At 68.6% G+C, this 15518-nt stretch carries 15 protein-coding genes; 7 read left to right on the forward strand and 8 right to left on the reverse strand.

The features are described 5' to 3' along the window. The first annotated feature begins 54 nt into the window (after nucleotides 1-54). The gene (locus LPB260_RS06335) at nucleotides 55-1719 is read left to right on the forward strand and encodes a putative bifunctional diguanylate cyclase/phosphodiesterase (RefSeq protein ID WP_371926115.1); all 1665 of its coding nucleotides are present in this window, start codon (nucleotides 55-57) and stop codon (nucleotides 1717-1719) included. 216 nt (nucleotides 1720-1935) lie between these two features. Continuing rightward, nucleotides 1936-3615, forward strand: coding sequence for a bifunctional diguanylate cyclase/phosphodiesterase (locus LPB260_RS06340; protein ID WP_208707858.1), 1680 nt, complete (start codon nucleotides 1936-1938; stop codon nucleotides 3613-3615). 7 nt (nucleotides 3616-3622) lie between these two features. On the opposite strand, the gene LPB260_RS06345 is transcribed toward LPB260_RS06340, so the two are convergent. Further along, nucleotides 3623-5002, reverse strand: coding sequence for a NorM family multidrug efflux MATE transporter (locus tag LPB260_RS06345; protein WP_208710090.1), 1380 nt, complete (start codon nucleotides 5000-5002; stop codon nucleotides 3623-3625). Nucleotides 5003-5140: 138 nt separating this feature from the next. Between LPB260_RS06345 and LPB260_RS06350 the strand changes: the two genes are divergently transcribed. Continuing rightward, the gene (locus LPB260_RS06350) at nucleotides 5141-6061 is read left to right on the forward strand and encodes a LysR substrate-binding domain-containing protein (RefSeq protein ID WP_208707859.1); all 921 of its coding nucleotides are present in this window, start codon (nucleotides 5141-5143) and stop codon (nucleotides 6059-6061) included. Between the two features lie 23 nt (nucleotides 6062-6084). On the opposite strand, the gene LPB260_RS06355 is transcribed toward LPB260_RS06350, so the two are convergent. Both LPB260_RS06355 and LPB260_RS06360 read right to left on the reverse strand, forming a co-directional pair. Next, nucleotides 6085-7581, reverse strand: coding sequence for a YifB family Mg chelatase-like AAA ATPase (locus LPB260_RS06355; RefSeq protein ID WP_208707860.1), 1497 nt, complete (start codon nucleotides 7579-7581; stop codon nucleotides 6085-6087). Nucleotides 7582-7617: 36 nt separating this feature from the next. Then, nucleotides 7618-7890: an accessory factor UbiK family protein gene (locus LPB260_RS06360; RefSeq protein WP_208707861.1), complete on the reverse strand. Its 273-nt coding sequence runs from the start codon at nucleotides 7888-7890 to the stop codon at nucleotides 7618-7620. A gap of 427 nt (nucleotides 7891-8317) precedes the next feature. Between LPB260_RS06360 and glnK the strand changes: the two genes are divergently transcribed. The 4 genes from glnK (at nucleotide 8318) to sutA (ending at nucleotide 11888) form a co-directional block, all read left to right on the forward strand. After that, nucleotides 8318-8656: a P-II family nitrogen regulator gene (glnK, locus tag LPB260_RS06365; RefSeq protein WP_003096476.1), complete on the forward strand. Its 339-nt coding sequence runs from the start codon at nucleotides 8318-8320 to the stop codon at nucleotides 8654-8656. A 38-nt stretch (nucleotides 8657-8694) separates the two neighbouring features. Further along, nucleotides 8695-10008 (forward strand): ammonium transporter, encoded by a 1314-nt coding sequence (locus LPB260_RS06370; RefSeq protein WP_208707862.1) that lies wholly within the window; start codon nucleotides 8695-8697, stop codon nucleotides 10006-10008. A gap of 78 nt (nucleotides 10009-10086) precedes the next feature. Beyond that, entirely contained in the window at nucleotides 10087-11337 is a 1251-nt protein-coding gene (locus LPB260_RS06375; protein ID WP_208707863.1) for an ammonium transporter, read from the forward strand. A gap of 224 nt (nucleotides 11338-11561) precedes the next feature. Beyond that, nucleotides 11562-11888, forward strand: coding sequence for a transcriptional regulator SutA (sutA, locus tag LPB260_RS06380; protein WP_208707864.1), 327 nt, complete (start codon nucleotides 11562-11564; stop codon nucleotides 11886-11888). A gap of 66 nt (nucleotides 11889-11954) precedes the next feature. Here the strand turns inward: sutA and LPB260_RS06385 are convergent, their stop codons facing one another. Genes LPB260_RS06385 through dapF form a run of 5 tightly spaced genes read right to left on the reverse strand, consistent with a single transcriptional unit; the run spans nucleotide 11955 to nucleotide 15514 of the window. After that, nucleotides 11955-12650 carry an HAD family hydrolase gene (locus LPB260_RS06385; protein ID WP_208707865.1) on the reverse strand — a complete coding sequence of 232 codons (696 nt, stop codon included), beginning with the start codon at nucleotides 12648-12650 and terminating at the stop codon, nucleotides 11955-11957. Next, nucleotides 12647-13543 carry a tyrosine recombinase XerC gene (xerC, locus tag LPB260_RS06390; RefSeq protein WP_208707866.1) on the reverse strand — a complete coding sequence of 299 codons (897 nt, stop codon included), beginning with the start codon at nucleotides 13541-13543 and terminating at the stop codon, nucleotides 12647-12649. The genes LPB260_RS06385 and xerC overlap by 4 nt, the downstream gene beginning before the upstream one ends. A 21-nt stretch (nucleotides 13544-13564) precedes the next feature. Next, nucleotides 13565-13933 carry a glyoxalase superfamily protein gene (locus tag LPB260_RS06395; protein WP_208707867.1) on the reverse strand — a complete coding sequence of 123 codons (369 nt, stop codon included), beginning with the start codon at nucleotides 13931-13933 and terminating at the stop codon, nucleotides 13565-13567. Nucleotides 13934-13988: 55 nt separating this feature from the next. Continuing rightward, nucleotides 13989-14687 (reverse strand): DUF484 family protein, encoded by a 699-nt coding sequence (locus tag LPB260_RS06400; protein WP_208707868.1) that lies wholly within the window; start codon nucleotides 14685-14687, stop codon nucleotides 13989-13991. Further along, nucleotides 14684-15514, reverse strand: a complete 831-nt coding sequence (gene dapF, locus LPB260_RS06405; protein WP_208707869.1) for a diaminopimelate epimerase — start codon at nucleotides 15512-15514, stop codon at nucleotides 14684-14686. The genes LPB260_RS06400 and dapF overlap by 4 nt, the downstream gene beginning before the upstream one ends. Between the last annotated feature and the right edge of the window lie 4 nt (nucleotides 15515-15518).

The following is a 15518-nucleotide window of genomic DNA, read 5'->3' on the forward strand; positions in this document are numbered from 1 at the left end:
TTGGTGCAGCTATAAGTTAAAGTAAGTTCTTAGGTTGTGAGCTGCGGAGGTGTCGTGTCCTGCCAAAGCGATTTCTGCCGACTGCTGGTTCTGACGACAGAAAACCATTGGGTAAGCCTGCTTGACGCCATGCTGGCGGAGCAGGACGAGCCCGCCTGGTTGCTGGTCGCCGGCAGCTGGCAGGAAGCCCAGCAGCGCTACGCCCATTGCCCCCCCGACTTCGTCTTCACCACCCTGCAGTGCCAGCCCGCCGCCGAGCAGTGCGCGCAATTGCCCATCCTGTTGCTCGAGCGCCCGCCCCAGGGCCCCTTGCTCGGCGCCCAGGACTGGCTGTCGCGCGACAGCCTGAGCGCCGAGGTGCTGCGCCGCTGCCTGGATTACAGTCGACAACGCCAGGCCTTGCAAACCCTGGCCGACCGCGACCCGCTCACCGGGGTGGTCAACCGCCAGGGCTTTCAGAACCTGCTGCACAAGCGTCTGCAGCACAACCGTGGGCGCGGACTGCTGCTCGGCTATCTGGACCTGGACAATTTCAAGCATGCCAACGACAGCCTGGGGCACCGCGGCGGGGATCAGCTGATCCAGCAGGTGGCGCAGCGCATCCGCGATGTGCTCGCCCCCCACGACTGCCTGGCCCGCCTGGGCAGCGATGAATTCGCCCTGCTGCTGGACGTCAGTCAGTCCAGTGCCCGGGTCGAGCCCACGGCCCAGGCGCTGATGCAGGCCCTGGCGGAGCCCTACTGGATCCAGGGCGAGAGCCTGACCCTGGGCTGCAGTCTGGGGCTGGCCTATGGCCGCGCCGGAGAGGACGCCGACCCGCTGCTGTGGCACGCCCATATGGCCATGCAGCAGGCCAAGCACAAGGAAGGCTGCACCTATCACCTGTACGACGAGCGCATTTCCAGCCAGGTGCGCAGCCTCGCCGATGTCGAGGCCGAGCTGCGCCGGGCCCTGCGCCGCGACGAGCTGGAGCTGCACTACCAGCCGCGCCAGGACCTGGTCAGTGGGGCGATAGTCGGCGTCGAGGCGTTGATCCGTTGGCGCCACCCCAGCCGCGGCTTGCTCTACCCGCTGGACTTCATTCCGTTGGCCGAGCAAAGCGGGCTGATCGTGCCCCTGGGCTACTGGGTGGTGGACCGCGCCCTGCGCGACCTGCGCTGGCTGGCCGAGCGCGACCTGCTGCTGCACCTGGCGATCAACCTGTCGTTCAGCCAGTTCCAGGACAGCCAGCTGCTGCCCACGGTCAAGCGCCTGATCGAGAGCTGCGGGGTCGACGGGCGCTGGCTGGAATTCGAGCTGACGGAAACCGCCATGATGCGCCGCAGCGACTACGTGCTGGACACCATGAGCACCCTCGGCGACCTGGGCGTGCGCTTCTCCCTGGACGATTTCGGCACCGGCTTCTCCTCCTTCGTGCACCTGGCCAGCCTGCCGATCTCCCTGCTGAAGCTGGACAAGAGCTTCGTCTCGGGCATGGCGGTGCGCCCGGAGCAGTCGCGGCTGGTCAACGCGATGATCAGCCTGGCCCGCAACCTCGGCCTGGAAGTGGTCGCCGAGGGGGTGGAGAGCGAGGCGGAACTGGCGCTGCTGCAGCAGTTCGGCTGTGATCAGGGCCAGGGCTACCTGATCAGCAAGGCCCTGCCGCTGGCCGAGCTGCAGCAGTTTCTCCTGCGCCAGCCACGGCGTGAGGAGCCGTTGCTCAGCCTCTCGCTGGGCTGAGTCGAACCCGCCGCTTCCCCCGATTCCGGCGGCCGATCTGCCCGCCGGGCATGATCTCGCTCACAGCTTGCGGTCCTGTCGCTGGCCGCCATCGGCGCAGTTCGGTAACTTGTCGCACTTTCCGGCACCCAAGGCCGGGCCCGTCACCAGGAGGTGCGGGTGGGACAGCGCCGAGCGCCGGCGCCGTCAGTTCCCCCATCCAGCCAAGGAAGTCGTGTGGCCGCGTCAGCTCAACCCCTGCGTTTGCTCCTGTTGACCGATTCGGCGCACTGGACCGCCAGGTTGCGCGCGCAGCTGATCGCCCTGGGCGCCGAGCAGGGGCTGATCACCGCTCCGTCCTGGGCGGCGGCCCGCGGGTTGTTCGAGGGCTCCGGCCAGGCGCTGCTGCTGTGCACGCCCGCGCACCTGCCGGCGGCGGGGTGCTGCGACCTGCCGATCGTGCTGCTGCTCGAGCGGGAGCCCGAGGCCGGCCAGACGCCGGCCGGAGTCAGCGACTGGCTGGTGGCCGAGTCCTTCGGCGCCGACGCCTTGCGCCGCTGCCTGCGCTATGCCGGCGAGCGCAGCGGCCTGCAGGCCAGCCTGCGGCGCCTGACCGAGCAGGACGCCCTGACCGGGGTGGCCAACCGCCAGGGCTTCCATAACCTGCTGGCGGCCCGCCTGGCCGAGACCGGTGGCGGCGGACTGGTGCTGGGCCATCTGGACCTGGACAATTTTCGCAGCGTCAACGATGCCCTCGGCTATCAGGCCGGTGATCGCCTGATCCTGCAGGTGGTGGCGCGTTTGCGGGCCCAGCTGCAGCCCGGCGACCAGCTGGCTCGCCTGGGCAGCGACGAATTCGCCCTGCTGCTCGACGCTCGCCGTGGCCCCGGCTACGTCGAGCGCCTGGCCGAGCGTATTGGCGAGGCCCTGGGCGAACCCTACTGGGTCGATGGCGAGAGCCTGCTGCTGGGCAGCAGCCTGGGCCTGGCCCAGGCCCGCGCCGGCGGTGGCGCCGATGCGCTGATGTGGCACGCGCACATCGCCATGCAGCAGGCCAAGAGTCAGCAGGGCTGCACCTTCCATGTGTTCGACGAACGCCTGCATCGCGCGGCGCGCAGCCAGGCCGAGCAGGAAAGCGAACTGCGCCGGGCCCTGCGCCGTGACGAGCTGGAGCTGCACTACCAGCCACGGCTGTGCCTGAAGAGTGGCCGCATCCTCGGCCTGGAGGCGCTGGTGCGCTGGCGCCACGGCGAACGCGGCCTGCTGGCGCCGAGCGAGTTCGTACCGCTGGCCGAGGAGAGTGGCCTGATCGTGCCGCTCGGCTACTGGGTGATCGCCCGCGCCCTGCGCGACATGCAGTGGTTGCGCGGGCGTGGTCTGCCGCCCCTGCACATGGCGGTCAACCTGTCGTTCCGTCAGTTCCAGGACGGCCAGTTGCTGGCCACCCTGGCCCGGCTGATCGAGTCGCGCGGGGTGGACGCGCAGTGGCTGGAATTCGAGCTGACGGAAACCGCGGTGATGCGGCGCAGCGATCGGGTGCAGCAGACCATGCTGGCCCTGGGCCGGCTCGGCGTGCGCTTCTCCCTGGACGACTTCGGCACCGGCTTCTCCTCCTTCGTCCACCTCAACAGCCTGCCGATCACCCTGCTGAAGATCGACAAGAGCTTCGTCGCCGGCATGGCCGTGCGCCCGGAGAATCGCCAGCTGGTGCGGGCGATGATCAACCTGGCGCACAACCTCGAGCTGCAGGTGGTCGCCGAGGGGGTGGAAACTCCCGAGCTGCTCGAACTGCTGCGCCAGTTCGGCTGCGACCAGGTGCAGGGCTACCTGATCAGCAAGCCACTGCCGCTCAGCGAGCTGGCGCGTTTCCTGGTATTCGGCCAGCGCCAGGCCTTGCTCGGCATGCCGATCGCCTAGGCGTCCGCTAGCCGGGCAGCGCCCGCGCTGGCACCGGCCGCAGCAGGCGTGCGGTCTTCCACTCGAAGCCCAGGCTCAGGCCGAGCGCCGCGCAGGCCAGGCCGCCGGCCAGGCCCCACCACACCCCCGCGGCGCCCCAGCCCAGCGGGAAGGCCAGGGTCCAGGCCAGGGGTGCCCCGACCGCCCAGTAGCAGGCCAGGCCGACCAGCAGGGTGGTCTTGGCATCCTTGAGGCCGCGAATGGCGCCCATGGCGATGGTCTGGATGCCGTCGAACAGCTCGAACCAGGCGGCGATGGCCAGCAGCCCGATCGCCAGGGCGACGACTTCGCGGTAGGCCGGGTCGTGCGGGTCGAGAAACAGCCCGACCACCCAATGCGGCGCCAGCCAGAACAGCGCGGCAAAGGCGAACATGCACAGGGCGCCGAGGCCGATGCCCAGGCGTCCGGCCAGGCGCGCCTGGCGCAGGCGGCCGCCGCCGTAATGCTGGCCGATGCGGAAGGTGATGGCGTAGGAGATGCCCACCGGCACCATGAAGGCCACGTACACCGACTGGATGGCGATCTGGTGTGCGGCCAGCTGATCGCTGCCGAGCGCGCCCATGCACAGGGCGGCGAAGGCGAACAGGCCGGACTCCACCGCGTAGGTGCCGCCGATCGGCAGGCCCAGGCGCAGCAGCTCCTTGAGCTCGGCCCACTGCGGGCGCAGCAGGCCGCGCAACAGCGGGTAGGCGGCCGCGCCCGGCCCGCGCAGCAGTTGCCAGGCCAGCAGCAGCGCCATGGCGTTCATCACCAGGGCGGTGACCAGGCCGATGCCGGCCAGGCCCAAGGCCGGCAGGCCGAACCAGCCCTCGATCAGCGCGTAGTTGAGGACGAAGTTGGCCAGGGCGCCGCCGATGCTGATGGCCATCACCGGGCCGGGGTTGCCGATGGCGCTGGTGAAGCCGCGCAGGGCCATGAAGCTCAGGTAGCCGGGCAGGGCGAACACCAGGGTGGACAGAAACTGCGTGGCGCCGGCCACGCTCTGCGGCGCCTGGCCGAAATACAGCAGCAGCGGTCCCAGATTCCACAGCAGCAGGCCGGCGCCCAGGGCCAAGGCCCAACCCAGCCACAGGCCATTCTGGGTCAGGTGGATGACCCCGGCCCTGTCATCGGCGCCATGACGGATGGCCACCAGGTTGCCGACCGCGCCGATCACGCCGACGCAGAAGATCGACACGAAGGAATAACTGGCTGCGCCCAGGCCGCCGCCGGCCAGGGCATCGGGGCCGAGCAGGCCCATCATCACCGTATCGGTGAAGACCATCAGCACATGGGCCAGCTGGGCGGCGATCAGCGGGCCGGCCAGGCGCAGGATCGCCAGGAGTTCGCTGCGAAGGGCTTGCTTCATCATGAGTCTGGCTCAGTGTTAGGCTTGCCGGGGGTTCCCGGCATGGGACGAGTAGCGGCTATTTTGCTGGGCTGGATGAGGCCGGCACAAAGGGATAAATACGATGCCTTGGATGACTAATACTCATGGTTGCGGGCGATGAGCCGGCGCCTGCCGCCGCTCTATGCCCTGCGCGCCTTCGAGGCCGCGGCTCGACATAGCTCCTTCACCCGCGCCGCCGAGGAGCTGGCCATCACCCAGAGTGCGGTCAGCCGGCATATCCGCACCCTGGAGGAGCACTTCGCCTGCCGCCTGTTCGAGCGGCGCGGGCGCAGCCTGCGGCTGACCGAGTCGGCGCGCCTGCTGCTGCCGGGGCTACGCGACGGCTTCGATGCCCTGGAGCGGGCCTGCACCACGTTGCGGGTGGACGACGCCATCCTGCGCCTGAAGGCGCCCTCGACCCTGACCATGCGCTGGCTGCTGGCGCGCTTGTCGCGTTTGCGCCTGCAGCACAGCGACATCGAGGTGCAACTGACCAGCGCCTGGATGGACGTGGACCGAGTGGACTTCCTGCACGAACCCTTCGACTGTGCGGTGCTGCTCGGCAGCGGCGGCTTTCCCGAGGAGTGGGAGAGCGCCCTGCTGTTCGCCGAGTGGTTGATCCCGGTTTGCTCGCCCGAGCTGGCTCGCGCCGGGGCCTGGGATCTGGCGCGCCTGCAGGGCGCGGAGCTGTTGCACCCGACCCCGGACCGCCGTGACTGGCGCCAGTGGCTGCAGGCCATGGGCCTGAGCGAGCAGGTGCCGCTCAAGGGCGGCCAGGTGTTCGACACCCTGGAGCTGGGCATGGTCGCCGCGGCGCGTGGCTATGGCGTGTCGATCGGCGACCTGGTGATGGTCGCCGAGGACGTCGAGCAGGGTCGCCTGGCGCTGCCCTGGCCCTGCGCCGTGCCCAGTGGCAGCAGCTACTACCTGGTCTGGCCCAAGGCCCGGCGTGGCCAGGAGCGTTTCCGTCTGCTGCGTGACTTTCTCCTGGCCGAGGTGGCGGCAATGCACTTGCCGGCGGTCGAGCGGCGCGTCTGACGGCCGGCAAGTGCCGGCGAGCCTCAGCGCTGCGGCTCGTCGCGATACTGCAGGGCCTCGGCCAGGTGGCTGCGGGCGATGTGCTCGGCCTGCTCCAGGTCGGCCAGGGTGCGCGCCACCTTGAGCACCCGGTGGGCGGCGCGCAGGGACAGGCCGAGGCGCTCGCAGGCGCCCTCCAGCCAGCGCTGGTCCTCGGTCGCCAAGGCGCAGTGCTGGCGCAGCCCTGCCAGGTCGAGGAAGGCGTTGGCCAGGCCCTGGCGCGCCAACTGTCGTTGCCGCGCCGCGGCGACTCGGGCGGCGGCGCTGGCGGTGTCGATACCGTCGCTGGCTGGCGCCTGCAGGGACGTGGTTTCGCGGGCCACGGTCAGGTGCAGGTCGATGCGGTCGAGCAGCGGGCCGGAGAGCTTGCCGCGGTAGCGGGCGACCTGCTCCGGGGTGCAGCGACAGCGGCCGCTGGGGTCGCCGAGGTAGCCGCAGGGGCAGGGGTTCATCGCCGCCACCAGCTGGAAGCGCGCCGGGAAACGCACCTTGTCGCGGGCCCGGGCGATGACGATCTGCCCGCTTTCCAGGGGCTCGCGCAGCACCTCGAGGACCTTGCGGTCGAACTCGGGCAGTTCGTCGAGAAACAGCACGCCCTGATGCGCCAGGGTGATCTCGCCGGGTTGCGGGCGACTGCCGCCGCCGACCAGGGCCGGCCCGGAGGCGCTGTGGTGGGGCGTGCGGAACGGCCGTTGCGGCCAGGCGTCCAGCGGCGCGTGGCTGGCCACCGAGTGTATCGCCGCCACTTCCAGGGCCTCCTGCTCGTCCAGCGGCGGCAGCAGGCCGGGCAGGCGGCTGGCCAGCAGGGTCTTGCCGGTGCCGGGCGGGCCGCTGAACAGCAGGTTGTGCGATCCGGCGGCGGCCACCAGCAGGGCGCGCTTGGCGGCGGCCTGGCCCTGCACCTCGGCCAGATCCGGATAGGGGCGGGTCTGGCGCAGCAGGCCACGGGACTGGAAGGGCTCGAGGGGCGTCTGGCCGCTGAGGTGGGCGGCCAGCTCCAGCAGGTGCTCGACGGCGATCACCGTCAGCCCCGAGGCCAGGCTGGCTTCCTCGGCATTGGCCCTGGGCACCACCAGGGTGCGGCCGGCGGCGCGGGCCGCCAGGGCGGCGGGCAACACCCCCTGCACCGGGCGCACGGCGCCGGACAGGGCCAGCTCGCCGAGGCACTCGAGCGACTCCAGCGCGGCGCCGGGCAGTTGGCCGCTGGCGGCGAGAATCCCCAGAGCGATGGCCAGGTCGAAGCGCCCGCCGTCCTTCGGCAGGTCGGCGGGGGCCAGGTTCAGGGTGATGCGTCGGGGCGGGAAGTCGAAGGCCGAGTTGAGGATGGCGCTGCGCACGCGATCCTTGCTCTCCTTCACCGCCGTCTCGGGCAGGCCGACCAGCGCCAGGGACGGCAGGCCGTTGGCCAGGTGCGCCTCGACGGTGACGGCGGGCGCCTCGACGCCGACTTGGGCGCGGCTATGGACTATGGCCAGGGACATCGATCACTCCTTGATCGTCTGCCTCGCGGGAGCGCGTTACTCGGCGGGCGGTTGCGGCTCGCTGGCGAGGCGGGCTTCGAGTTCGGCCACCTTGGCCTCCAGCGCCTCCAGGCGGGCGCGGGTGCGCGCCAGCACGGTCATCTGGCTGTCGAACTCTTCCCGGCTGACCAGGTCGAGTTTGCTGAAGCCGCTCTGCAGCAGCGCCTTGAACTGGGCTTCGAATTCGCTGCGCGGCAGCGGCGTGTCGCCGTTGAACAGGCGCGAGGCATGGGCGCCGAGGGCGTCGAGCAGGGCTTTGGGTGGCAGCATGACGGGGGTTCCAGTGACAAACGGCGGCAGTGTAGCACGCGCCCCGCAGCTGGGCGCCGGCCACCGGGTAGGCCAGCGCCGCGCACGATTATCGCGCGTCCGGCGCCGGGGGCATGCACCGATATTGTGCGTTTGCCGTGCGGCAAACCCAGGGCGAAAGCCACACGCAGGGGTTAACTGCCTGAAAAAAGGCGTATTTCAATGAACTGGCAAGGTTTCTGCTTATGCCTTGTTAACCATGCACCAATGCGGTTTCGGTGCGCCAGTCGAGGCGGTGGAGTGCCTCGACTGCAGCGGTTGACGGAGATTGGTGCCGTAGCGGCCGAGTTAGGGCGGTCGATGCATTACAAAAGCCAGGCACTGCGCATAGACTTGAGCCGGGTTCGTAATTCCTGGGGCAAGTCCACCTTACACGGGAGAAAGTTACATGAAGCTAGTCACTGCCATCATCAAGCCGTTCAAGCTGGACGACGTCCGTGAGTCACTGTCGGAGATCGGCGTGCAGGGCATTACCGTCACCGAGGTCAAGGGCTTCGGTCGGCAGAAGGGTCATACCGAGCTGTACCGCGGCGCCGAATACGTGGTCGATTTCCTGCCGAAGGTGAAGATCGACGTGGCCATCGCCGACGACCAACTGGATCGCGTGATCGAGGCCATCACCAAGGCCGCCAACACCGGCAAGATCGGTGACGGCAAGATCTTCGTGGTCAACCTGGAGCAGGCCATCCGCATCCGTACCGGCGAAACCGATACCGACGCGATCTAAGCGCCCTTCGAACCCCCCAAAGCCCCAGGAGTTAAACCATGACTCTGCGAACATTCGCAGGGCTAGGAGCCCTATTGTCTCTCGTTCCGGGCCTGGCCCTGGCCGACGAGGCAGGCCTGAACGGCGGCGATACAGCCTGGATGCTGGTCGCGACCGTCCTGGTACTGTTCATGACCATACCCGGTCTGGCGCTGTTCTACGCCGGCATGGTGCGTTCCAAGAACGTGCTGTCGGTGCTCATGCAGTGCTTCGCCATCTGTGCCCTGATCAGCCTGCTGTGGGTGGTCTACGGCTACAGCATGACGTTCGACACCACCGGCATGGAGCAGGGGGTGGTCAACTTCAACTCCTTCGTCGGCGGCCTGTCCAAGGCCTTTCTCGCCGGCCTGACCCTCGACAGCCTGGTGGCCGGCGTGCCGGAGAGCGTGTTCATCACCTTCCAGATGACCTTCGCCATCATCACCCCGGCGTTGATGGTCGGCGCCTTCGCCGAGCGCATGAAGTTCTCGGCCATGCTGGTGTTCATGGCGATCTGGTTCACCCTGGTCTACGTGCCCATCGCGCACATGGTTTGGGCCGGTGATGGCGCGTTGATGTGGGACTGGGGCGTGCTGGACTTCGCCGGTGGCACCGTGGTGCACATCAATGCCGGTATCGCCGGCCTGGTGGCCTGCCTGGTGCTGGGCAAGCGCAAGGGCTTCCCGACTACCGCCATGGCGCCACACAACCTGGGCTACACCCTGATCGGCGCGAGCATGCTGTGGGTCGGCTGGTTCGGCTTCAACGCCGGCTCGGCGGTCGCCGCCAATGGCACCGCGGGCATGGCCATGCTGGTCACCCAGATCGCCACGGCCACGGCCGCCCTGGGCTGGATGTTCGCCGAGTGGATCACCCACCGTAAGCCCAGCGTGCTGGGCATCGCCTCCGGGGCGGTGGCGGGTCTGGTGGCGATCACCCCAGCCTCGGGCACCGCGGGGCCCATGGGCGCCCTGGCGATCGGCCTGGCGTCCGGGGTGATCTGCTTCTTCTGCGCCACCAGCCTGAAACGCAAGCTGGGTTATGACGACTCCCTGGACGTCTTCGGCGTGCATGCGGTCGGCGGCATGGTCGGGGCCGTTCTTACCGGTGCGTTCGCCGCACCGGCCCTGGGGGGCTTCGGCGAGGTGGAGAACATCCCGGCACAGCTCTGGGTACAGGTCGAGGGCGTGGTCTTCACGGTGGTCTACACCGCGGTGCTGACCTTCCTGATCCTGAAAGTGATTGAGCTGGTAATGGGCCTGCGTGTCAGCGACGAGGAGGAGACGGTCGGTCTCGACCTCGCCCTGCACAACGAGCGTGGCTACAACCTGTAAGCACACGGAGCGCGTCCGTCATCTGGACGGGCGCCCTAACCGAACGGCGCGATGACGCGTCACGGCAAGAGGTGAATCATGGACAACACGGCATTGACTGCTTTGCAGTACGGTTTCGATACCTTCTATTTTCTGGTCTGCGGCGCCCTGGTGATGTGGATGGCGGCGGGTTTCGCCATGCTCGAGGCCGGTCTGGTGCGGGCCAAGAACACCACCGAGATTCTCACCAAGAACATCTCCCTGTATGCGGTCGCCAGCGTCATGTACCTGCTGATCGGCTACCACATCATGTACTCCAGCCCGGAGGGCGGCATCCTGCCGAGCCTGGGCTTCCTGCTCGGCGCGGAGAATGGCGCCGACGCGGTACTCGGCGGCGCTGACGATGCGCCTTACTACTCGGCGCGCTCCGACTTCTTCTTCCAGGTGGTGTTCGCCGCCACCTGTATGTCGATCGTTTCCGGTGCGGTGGCCGAGCGCATGAAGCTGTGGGCGTTCCTCGCCTTCGCGGTGGTCATGACCGGCTTTATCTACCCGGTGCAGGGCTTCTGGAAGTGGGGCTCGGGCTTCCTCAACGAGGCCGGCTTCCTCGACTTCGCCGGCTCCGGTGTGGTGCACATGGCCGGTGCCTCTGCCGCCCTGGCCGGGGTCCTGCTGCTCGGTGCGCGTAAAGGCAAGTACGGTGCCGGCGGCCAGATCAACGCCATCCCCGGTTCCAACCTGCCCCTGGCGACCCTCGGCACCTTCATCCTGTGGATGGGCTGGTTCGGCTTCAACGGCGGCTCGCAGCTGAAGATGAGCACCGTCGAGGACGCCAACGCGGTGGCCCAGGTGTTCGTCAACACCAACATGGCGGCGGCCGGCGGCCTGATCGCGGCGATGATCGTGGCGCGCATCCTGTTCGGCAAGACCGACCTGACCATGGTCCTCAACGGCGCCCTGGCCGGCCTGGTGGCCATCACCGCCGAGCCGCTGACCCCGAGCGCGATGCAGGCGACCTTGATCGGCGGCGTCGGTGGAGTGCTGGTGGTGTTCTCGATCCTCGGTCTGGACAAGCTGAAGATCGACGACCCGGTCGGTGCCATCTCGGTGCACGGCGTGGTCGGCATCTGGGGCCTGCTGGCGGTCTGCCTGACCAACGGCGATGCCAGCCTCGGCGCCCAGCTGCTGGGTATCGCCTGCATCTTCGCCTGGGTCTTCGTCGCCAGCCTGATCGTCTGGTCGATCCTCAAGGCGGTGATCGGCCTGCGGGTCAGCGAGGAGGAAGAGTACGAAGGTGTGGACCTCGCCGAATGCGGCATGGAAGCCTATCCGGAGTTCACCAAATCCTGATCGGCCGGGCTTTCCACGAGGGCGCCTTCGGGCGCCCTTTGTTTTTTCTCACGGCGCGCTAGAATGCCCGTCGTTGAGCACGCTGCAGCTGGCAGCGGCGCCTTGGAGGCGACTTGCCCCCGGCTGTGGTAGCGGGCAAGGGCATTGGAAATTTTCCGGCGGTGTGCGATAGGTTACGCAGCTGGGCTATAACTAACCTGCTTTTGCAAGTCATGAGGTTGAACATGAGCGACGACGATCTGGAACAAGACGACCTGGACGGGGCCGACGAGGACGACGGCGAGGAGCTGGCCGCAGCGGACACCGGCGACAGCGGTGATGACGGCGACGACGAGGCGGCAACGCCGGTCAAGAGCAAGGCCAAGAGCAAGGCCGCGGCCGACGTCGAGGAACTGCCGAGCGTCGAAGCCAAGCAGAAGGAGCGCGATGCCCTGGCGCGCGCTATGGAAGAATTTCTCGCGCGCGGCGGCAAGGTGCAGGAGGTCGAGCCCAATGTGGTCTCCGACCCGCCCAAGAAGCCCGACAACAAGTACGGCAGCCGCCCCATCTGAGGGCTGTGCCGCGCTGTCAGAGCCCGCCTGCCGGCGGGCTTTTTTATGCCTCGCCGGCGCCCGGGCTCAGGTCCAGCGCTGCAGCAGCGCCGGCAGTTCGGCCAGGCTGGCGATTTCCGCGTCCGGCGTGCCGGCCGCCTGCCAGGCCTTGCCCTCGGGATTGAACCAGATCGCCCGCAGGCCGGCGGCCTGGGCGCCGCCGATGTCGTCGCTGGGGTGATCGCCGATATGCACCGCGTGCTCGGCCTTCACCCCGGCGCGGGCCAGGGCTTCGGTAAAGGGCTTGGGGTCGGGCTTGCCGACGCCCAGCTCCTCGGCGCACAGGGCGAACTGGAAATAGTCGGCCAGGCCCAGGCGGCGCACATCGGCGTTGCCGTTGGTGATCACCGCGAGCTTGAAGCGGCTGGCCAGGGCTTCCAGGGTCGGATGCACCTCGGCGAACAGCTCGACCTGATGGCGCGCGGCGAGGAATACCTGGAAGCCACATTCGGCCAGGGTGGCAGCGTCCTCATGGGGGTAGCCGGCGCTCTCCAGGGCGTTGAACAGGATGCGCCGGCGCAGTTCGCTGAGGCGGTGCCTGAGCGCCGGCTCGTCATCCAGCAGCTGGGCGCGAATGGTCCACAGGTGATCCACCGGCATGGTGCCCAGGCGCGGGGCGTGCAGGGTCAGCCAGTTGCGCAGCGCTGCTTCGGCATCCTGCATCACCGGGGTCACGTCCCACAGGGTGTCGTCGAGGTCGAAGGTGATCAGTTCGATGGTCATTCTGCGCCGCCTTTGCGTTTGGCCCGGGGGTGAGCACGGTCATACACCGTGGCCAGGTGTTGGAAGTCCAGGTGGGTGTAGACCTGGGTCGTGGCGATGTCGGCATGGCCGAGCAGCTCCTGCACCGCCCGCAGGTCCTGGGAGGACTCCAGCAGGTGGCTGGCGAAGGAGTGGCGCAGCATGTGCGGGTGCAGGTGCTGGCCGAGCTCGCGCACCCCGGCCTGGCGCACGCGCAACTGCACGGCGCGCGGGCCGAGGCGCCGGCCCTGCTGGCTGATGAACAGCGCGCCGTCGATGGGGCCGGCCAGGGCGCGCAGGGCCAACCATTGTTCCAGGGCCTGGCGGGCCATGCGCCCGAGTGGCAGCTCGCGGGTCTTGTTGCCCTTGCCGCAGACCCGCACCAGCCCGGCGGCCAGGTCGAGGCCGTCGAGATTCAGGCCGACCAGCTCGGACAGGCGCAGCCCCGAGGAGTAGAACAGCTCGAGCATGGCCTGGTCGCGCCGGGCGAGGAAGTCGTCCTCCACCGCGCCGTCGAGCAGTTGTGCGGTGCGGTCGGCGTCCAGGGTCCTGGGCAGCCGGCGCTCGCCCTTCGGTGGGCTCAGGCCGCTGGCCGGATCATGCTCGGCCAGGCCTTCGCGGATCAGGTAGCGGTACAAGCCGCGCACCGCCGAGAGCAGGCGCGCCAGACTGCGACTGGACTGGCCCTGCTGGTGCAGCTGGGCCACCAGACGGCGCAGCTGGCAGCTATCCAGGTCGGTCCAGGCAGGCAGCGCCTGGGCCTCGCAGAATGCCAGCAGTTTGCCGAGGTCGCGGCGATAGCCGTCCAGGGTGTGAGCGGAGACCTGGCGCTCGCTGCGCAGGTGTTCGAGGTAGGCGTCGAGCTGGCTGTGCATGGAGGCTCCCGACGGGGCGGCTCAGCCGCCGGCCGAGCTGGTGAATATCAGTCGATTGCCGAAGGGATCGCAGATCGGCATGTCGCAGCTGCCCCAGGGCATCTGCGCGATGCTCGGCCGGGCATAGCCATAGTCCTTGGTCAGCAGCTCCTGGTGCAGCGCCTGCACGTCGTCGGATTCGATGCGCAGCGCCGCGCCGGGACAGCAGTCGCCGTGATGCTCGGAGAGGTGCAGCACGCAGCCGCTCCGGGAAATCTGCAGGTACAGGGGCAGGCCCGGTTCGAAGCGGTGCTGCCAGTCGACCCGGAAGCCGAGGAAGTCGAGGTAGAAGGCGCGGGCCTTGGCCTCGTCGAATATCCGCAGGATGGGCGTGGTGCTGCTGAGCTTCATACGGGGTTCTCGTGGTGCTGGAGCTGAGCGGCAGCGACCCCGCGTCGGGCGCGGGCTAGCGCACCGAGCGCAGCGGGGTGGCGAAGCGCGGCAGCACGCGGGCCAGGACTTCGGCGATATAGCCGAGGAACAGGGTGCCGAGGGAGCTCTTGTAGTGCTGCGGGTCGGCGCTGCCGATGGCCAGCACGCCGTGCAGGCCCTGGTGCGCCACGGCCACCACGGCGGCCGAGCCGACTTGCTCGGCGTCCTCGGCGCCGAACAGGAACGCCAGTTCATGCTTGCGCAGTACCCCGCAGATGGTCTTGCCGCCGGCCAGCAGGCCGCCGATGGCCTGGTGCGCCTCGGCGCCACTGACCGTACGGCCGACCGGCAGCGGCGTTTCGCTGAACAGGATCAGGCTGACGAAGGGCACCTTGAACTCGCTGCGCAGGCTGTCCTCGACGGCGCTGACCACTTCTTCCAGGCTGCCGGCATCGAGCAGGTCGAGCACCAGGCGGCGGGTCTTGTCGAACAGCCGGTCGTTCTCCCGGGCCACGTCCATCAGCTGCGACAGGCGGTGGCGCATCTCGATGTTGCGCTCGCGCAGCAGCTTGACCTGGCGCTCGACCAGCGACACGGTGTCGCCGCGCTGATGGGGAATGCGCAGCTCGGGGATCAGCTCGTCGTGGTCGATGAAGAATTCCGGATGCAGGCGCAGGTAGGCGGCGACCGTCTCCGAATCGAGTGGCTTGGGCGAGCTCTGCTGGTCGGTCATAGGCGAACCTGTCCTTCGAAGACGCGGACTGCGGGCCCGGTCATCATAACGGGCTGGCCGGGGCCTGCCCACTCGATGGACAGGCGCCCGCCGGGCAGCTCGAGCTGCACCGGCGAATCCATCCAGCCTTGGCGAATCGCCGCCACCGCCGCGGCGCAGGCGCCGGTGCCGCAGGCCTGGGTCTCGCCGGCGCCGCGCTCCCACACCCGCAGGCGCGCGCGCTGGCGGTCGATGATCTGGAGAAAACCGACATTGACCCGCTGCGGAAAGCGCGGGTGATGCTCGAGCTTCGGCCCCAGTTCATGCACCGGCGCGCTGTCGACGCTGTCCACGCGCAGCACTGCGTGGGGGTTGCCCATGGACACGGCGGCCAGCTCGACCGTCTGCCCGTCCACCTGCACCGGATAGCTCAGCGCCTCGTAGTCGGCCTGGAAGGGGATCTGCTGCGGCTCCAGGCGCGGCGCGCCCATGTTGACGCTGACCTGGCCATCGTTGCGCACGTCCAGTTCGATGATGCCGCCCTTGGTCTCCACGCGGATCTGCTTCTTCACCGTCAGGCGCTTGTCCAGCACGAAGCGGGCGAAGCAGCGCGCGCCGTTGCCGCACTGCTCCACTTCCGAACCGTCGGCGTTGAAGATGCGGTAGCGGAAGTCGACGTCCGGGTTGCTCGGCGGCTCGACGATCAGCAGCTGGTCGAAGCCGATCCCGGTGTGGCGGTCGCCCCACTGCTTGGCGTTCTTCGGCTGGATGTGCGCGTGCTGGCTGACCAGGTCGAGGACCATGAAGTCGTTGCCCAGCCCGTGCATCTTGGTAAAGCGCAATAGCATCGAG

The organism is Pseudomonas sp. LPB0260 (assembly GCF_013388395.1).

Bases quoted from the DNA above. Each gene is read 5' to 3' on its own strand.
- LPB260_RS06355 (WP_208707860.1), bottom strand. From the start codon at position 7,581: ATGTCCCTGGCCATAGTCCATAGCCGCGCCCAAGTCGGCGTCGAGGCG.
- dapF (WP_208707869.1), bottom strand. From the start codon at position 15,514: ATGCTATTGCGCTTTACCAAGATGCACGGGCTGGGCAACGACTTCATG.
- LPB260_RS06370 (WP_208707862.1), top strand. From the start codon at position 8,695: ATGACTCTGCGAACATTCGCAGGGCTAGGAGCCCTATTGTCTCTCGTT.
- glnK (WP_003096476.1), top strand. From the start codon at position 8,318: ATGAAGCTAGTCACTGCCATCATCAAGCCGTTCAAGCTGGACGACGTC.
- xerC (WP_208707866.1), bottom strand. From the start codon at position 13,543: ATGCACAGCCAGCTCGACGCCTACCTCGAACACCTGCGCAGCGAGCGC.
- LPB260_RS06385 (WP_208707865.1), bottom strand. From the start codon at position 12,650: ATGACCATCGAACTGATCACCTTCGACCTCGACGACACCCTGTGGGAC.
- LPB260_RS06345 (WP_208710090.1), bottom strand. From the start codon at position 5,002: ATGAAGCAAGCCCTTCGCAGCGAACTCCTGGCGATCCTGCGCCTGGCC.
- LPB260_RS06395 (WP_208707867.1), bottom strand. From the start codon at position 13,933: ATGAAGCTCAGCAGCACCACGCCCATCCTGCGGATATTCGACGAGGCC.
- LPB260_RS06360 (WP_208707861.1), bottom strand. From the start codon at position 7,890: ATGCTGCCACCCAAAGCCCTGCTCGACGCCCTCGGCGCCCATGCCTCG.
- LPB260_RS06400 (WP_208707868.1), bottom strand. From the start codon at position 14,687: ATGACCGACCAGCAGAGCTCGCCCAAGCCACTCGATTCGGAGACGGTC.
- LPB260_RS06350 (WP_208707859.1), top strand. From the start codon at position 5,141: ATGAGCCGGCGCCTGCCGCCGCTCTATGCCCTGCGCGCCTTCGAGGCC.
- sutA (WP_208707864.1), top strand. From the start codon at position 11,562: ATGAGCGACGACGATCTGGAACAAGACGACCTGGACGGGGCCGACGAG.
- LPB260_RS06375 (WP_208707863.1), top strand. From the start codon at position 10,087: ATGGACAACACGGCATTGACTGCTTTGCAGTACGGTTTCGATACCTTC.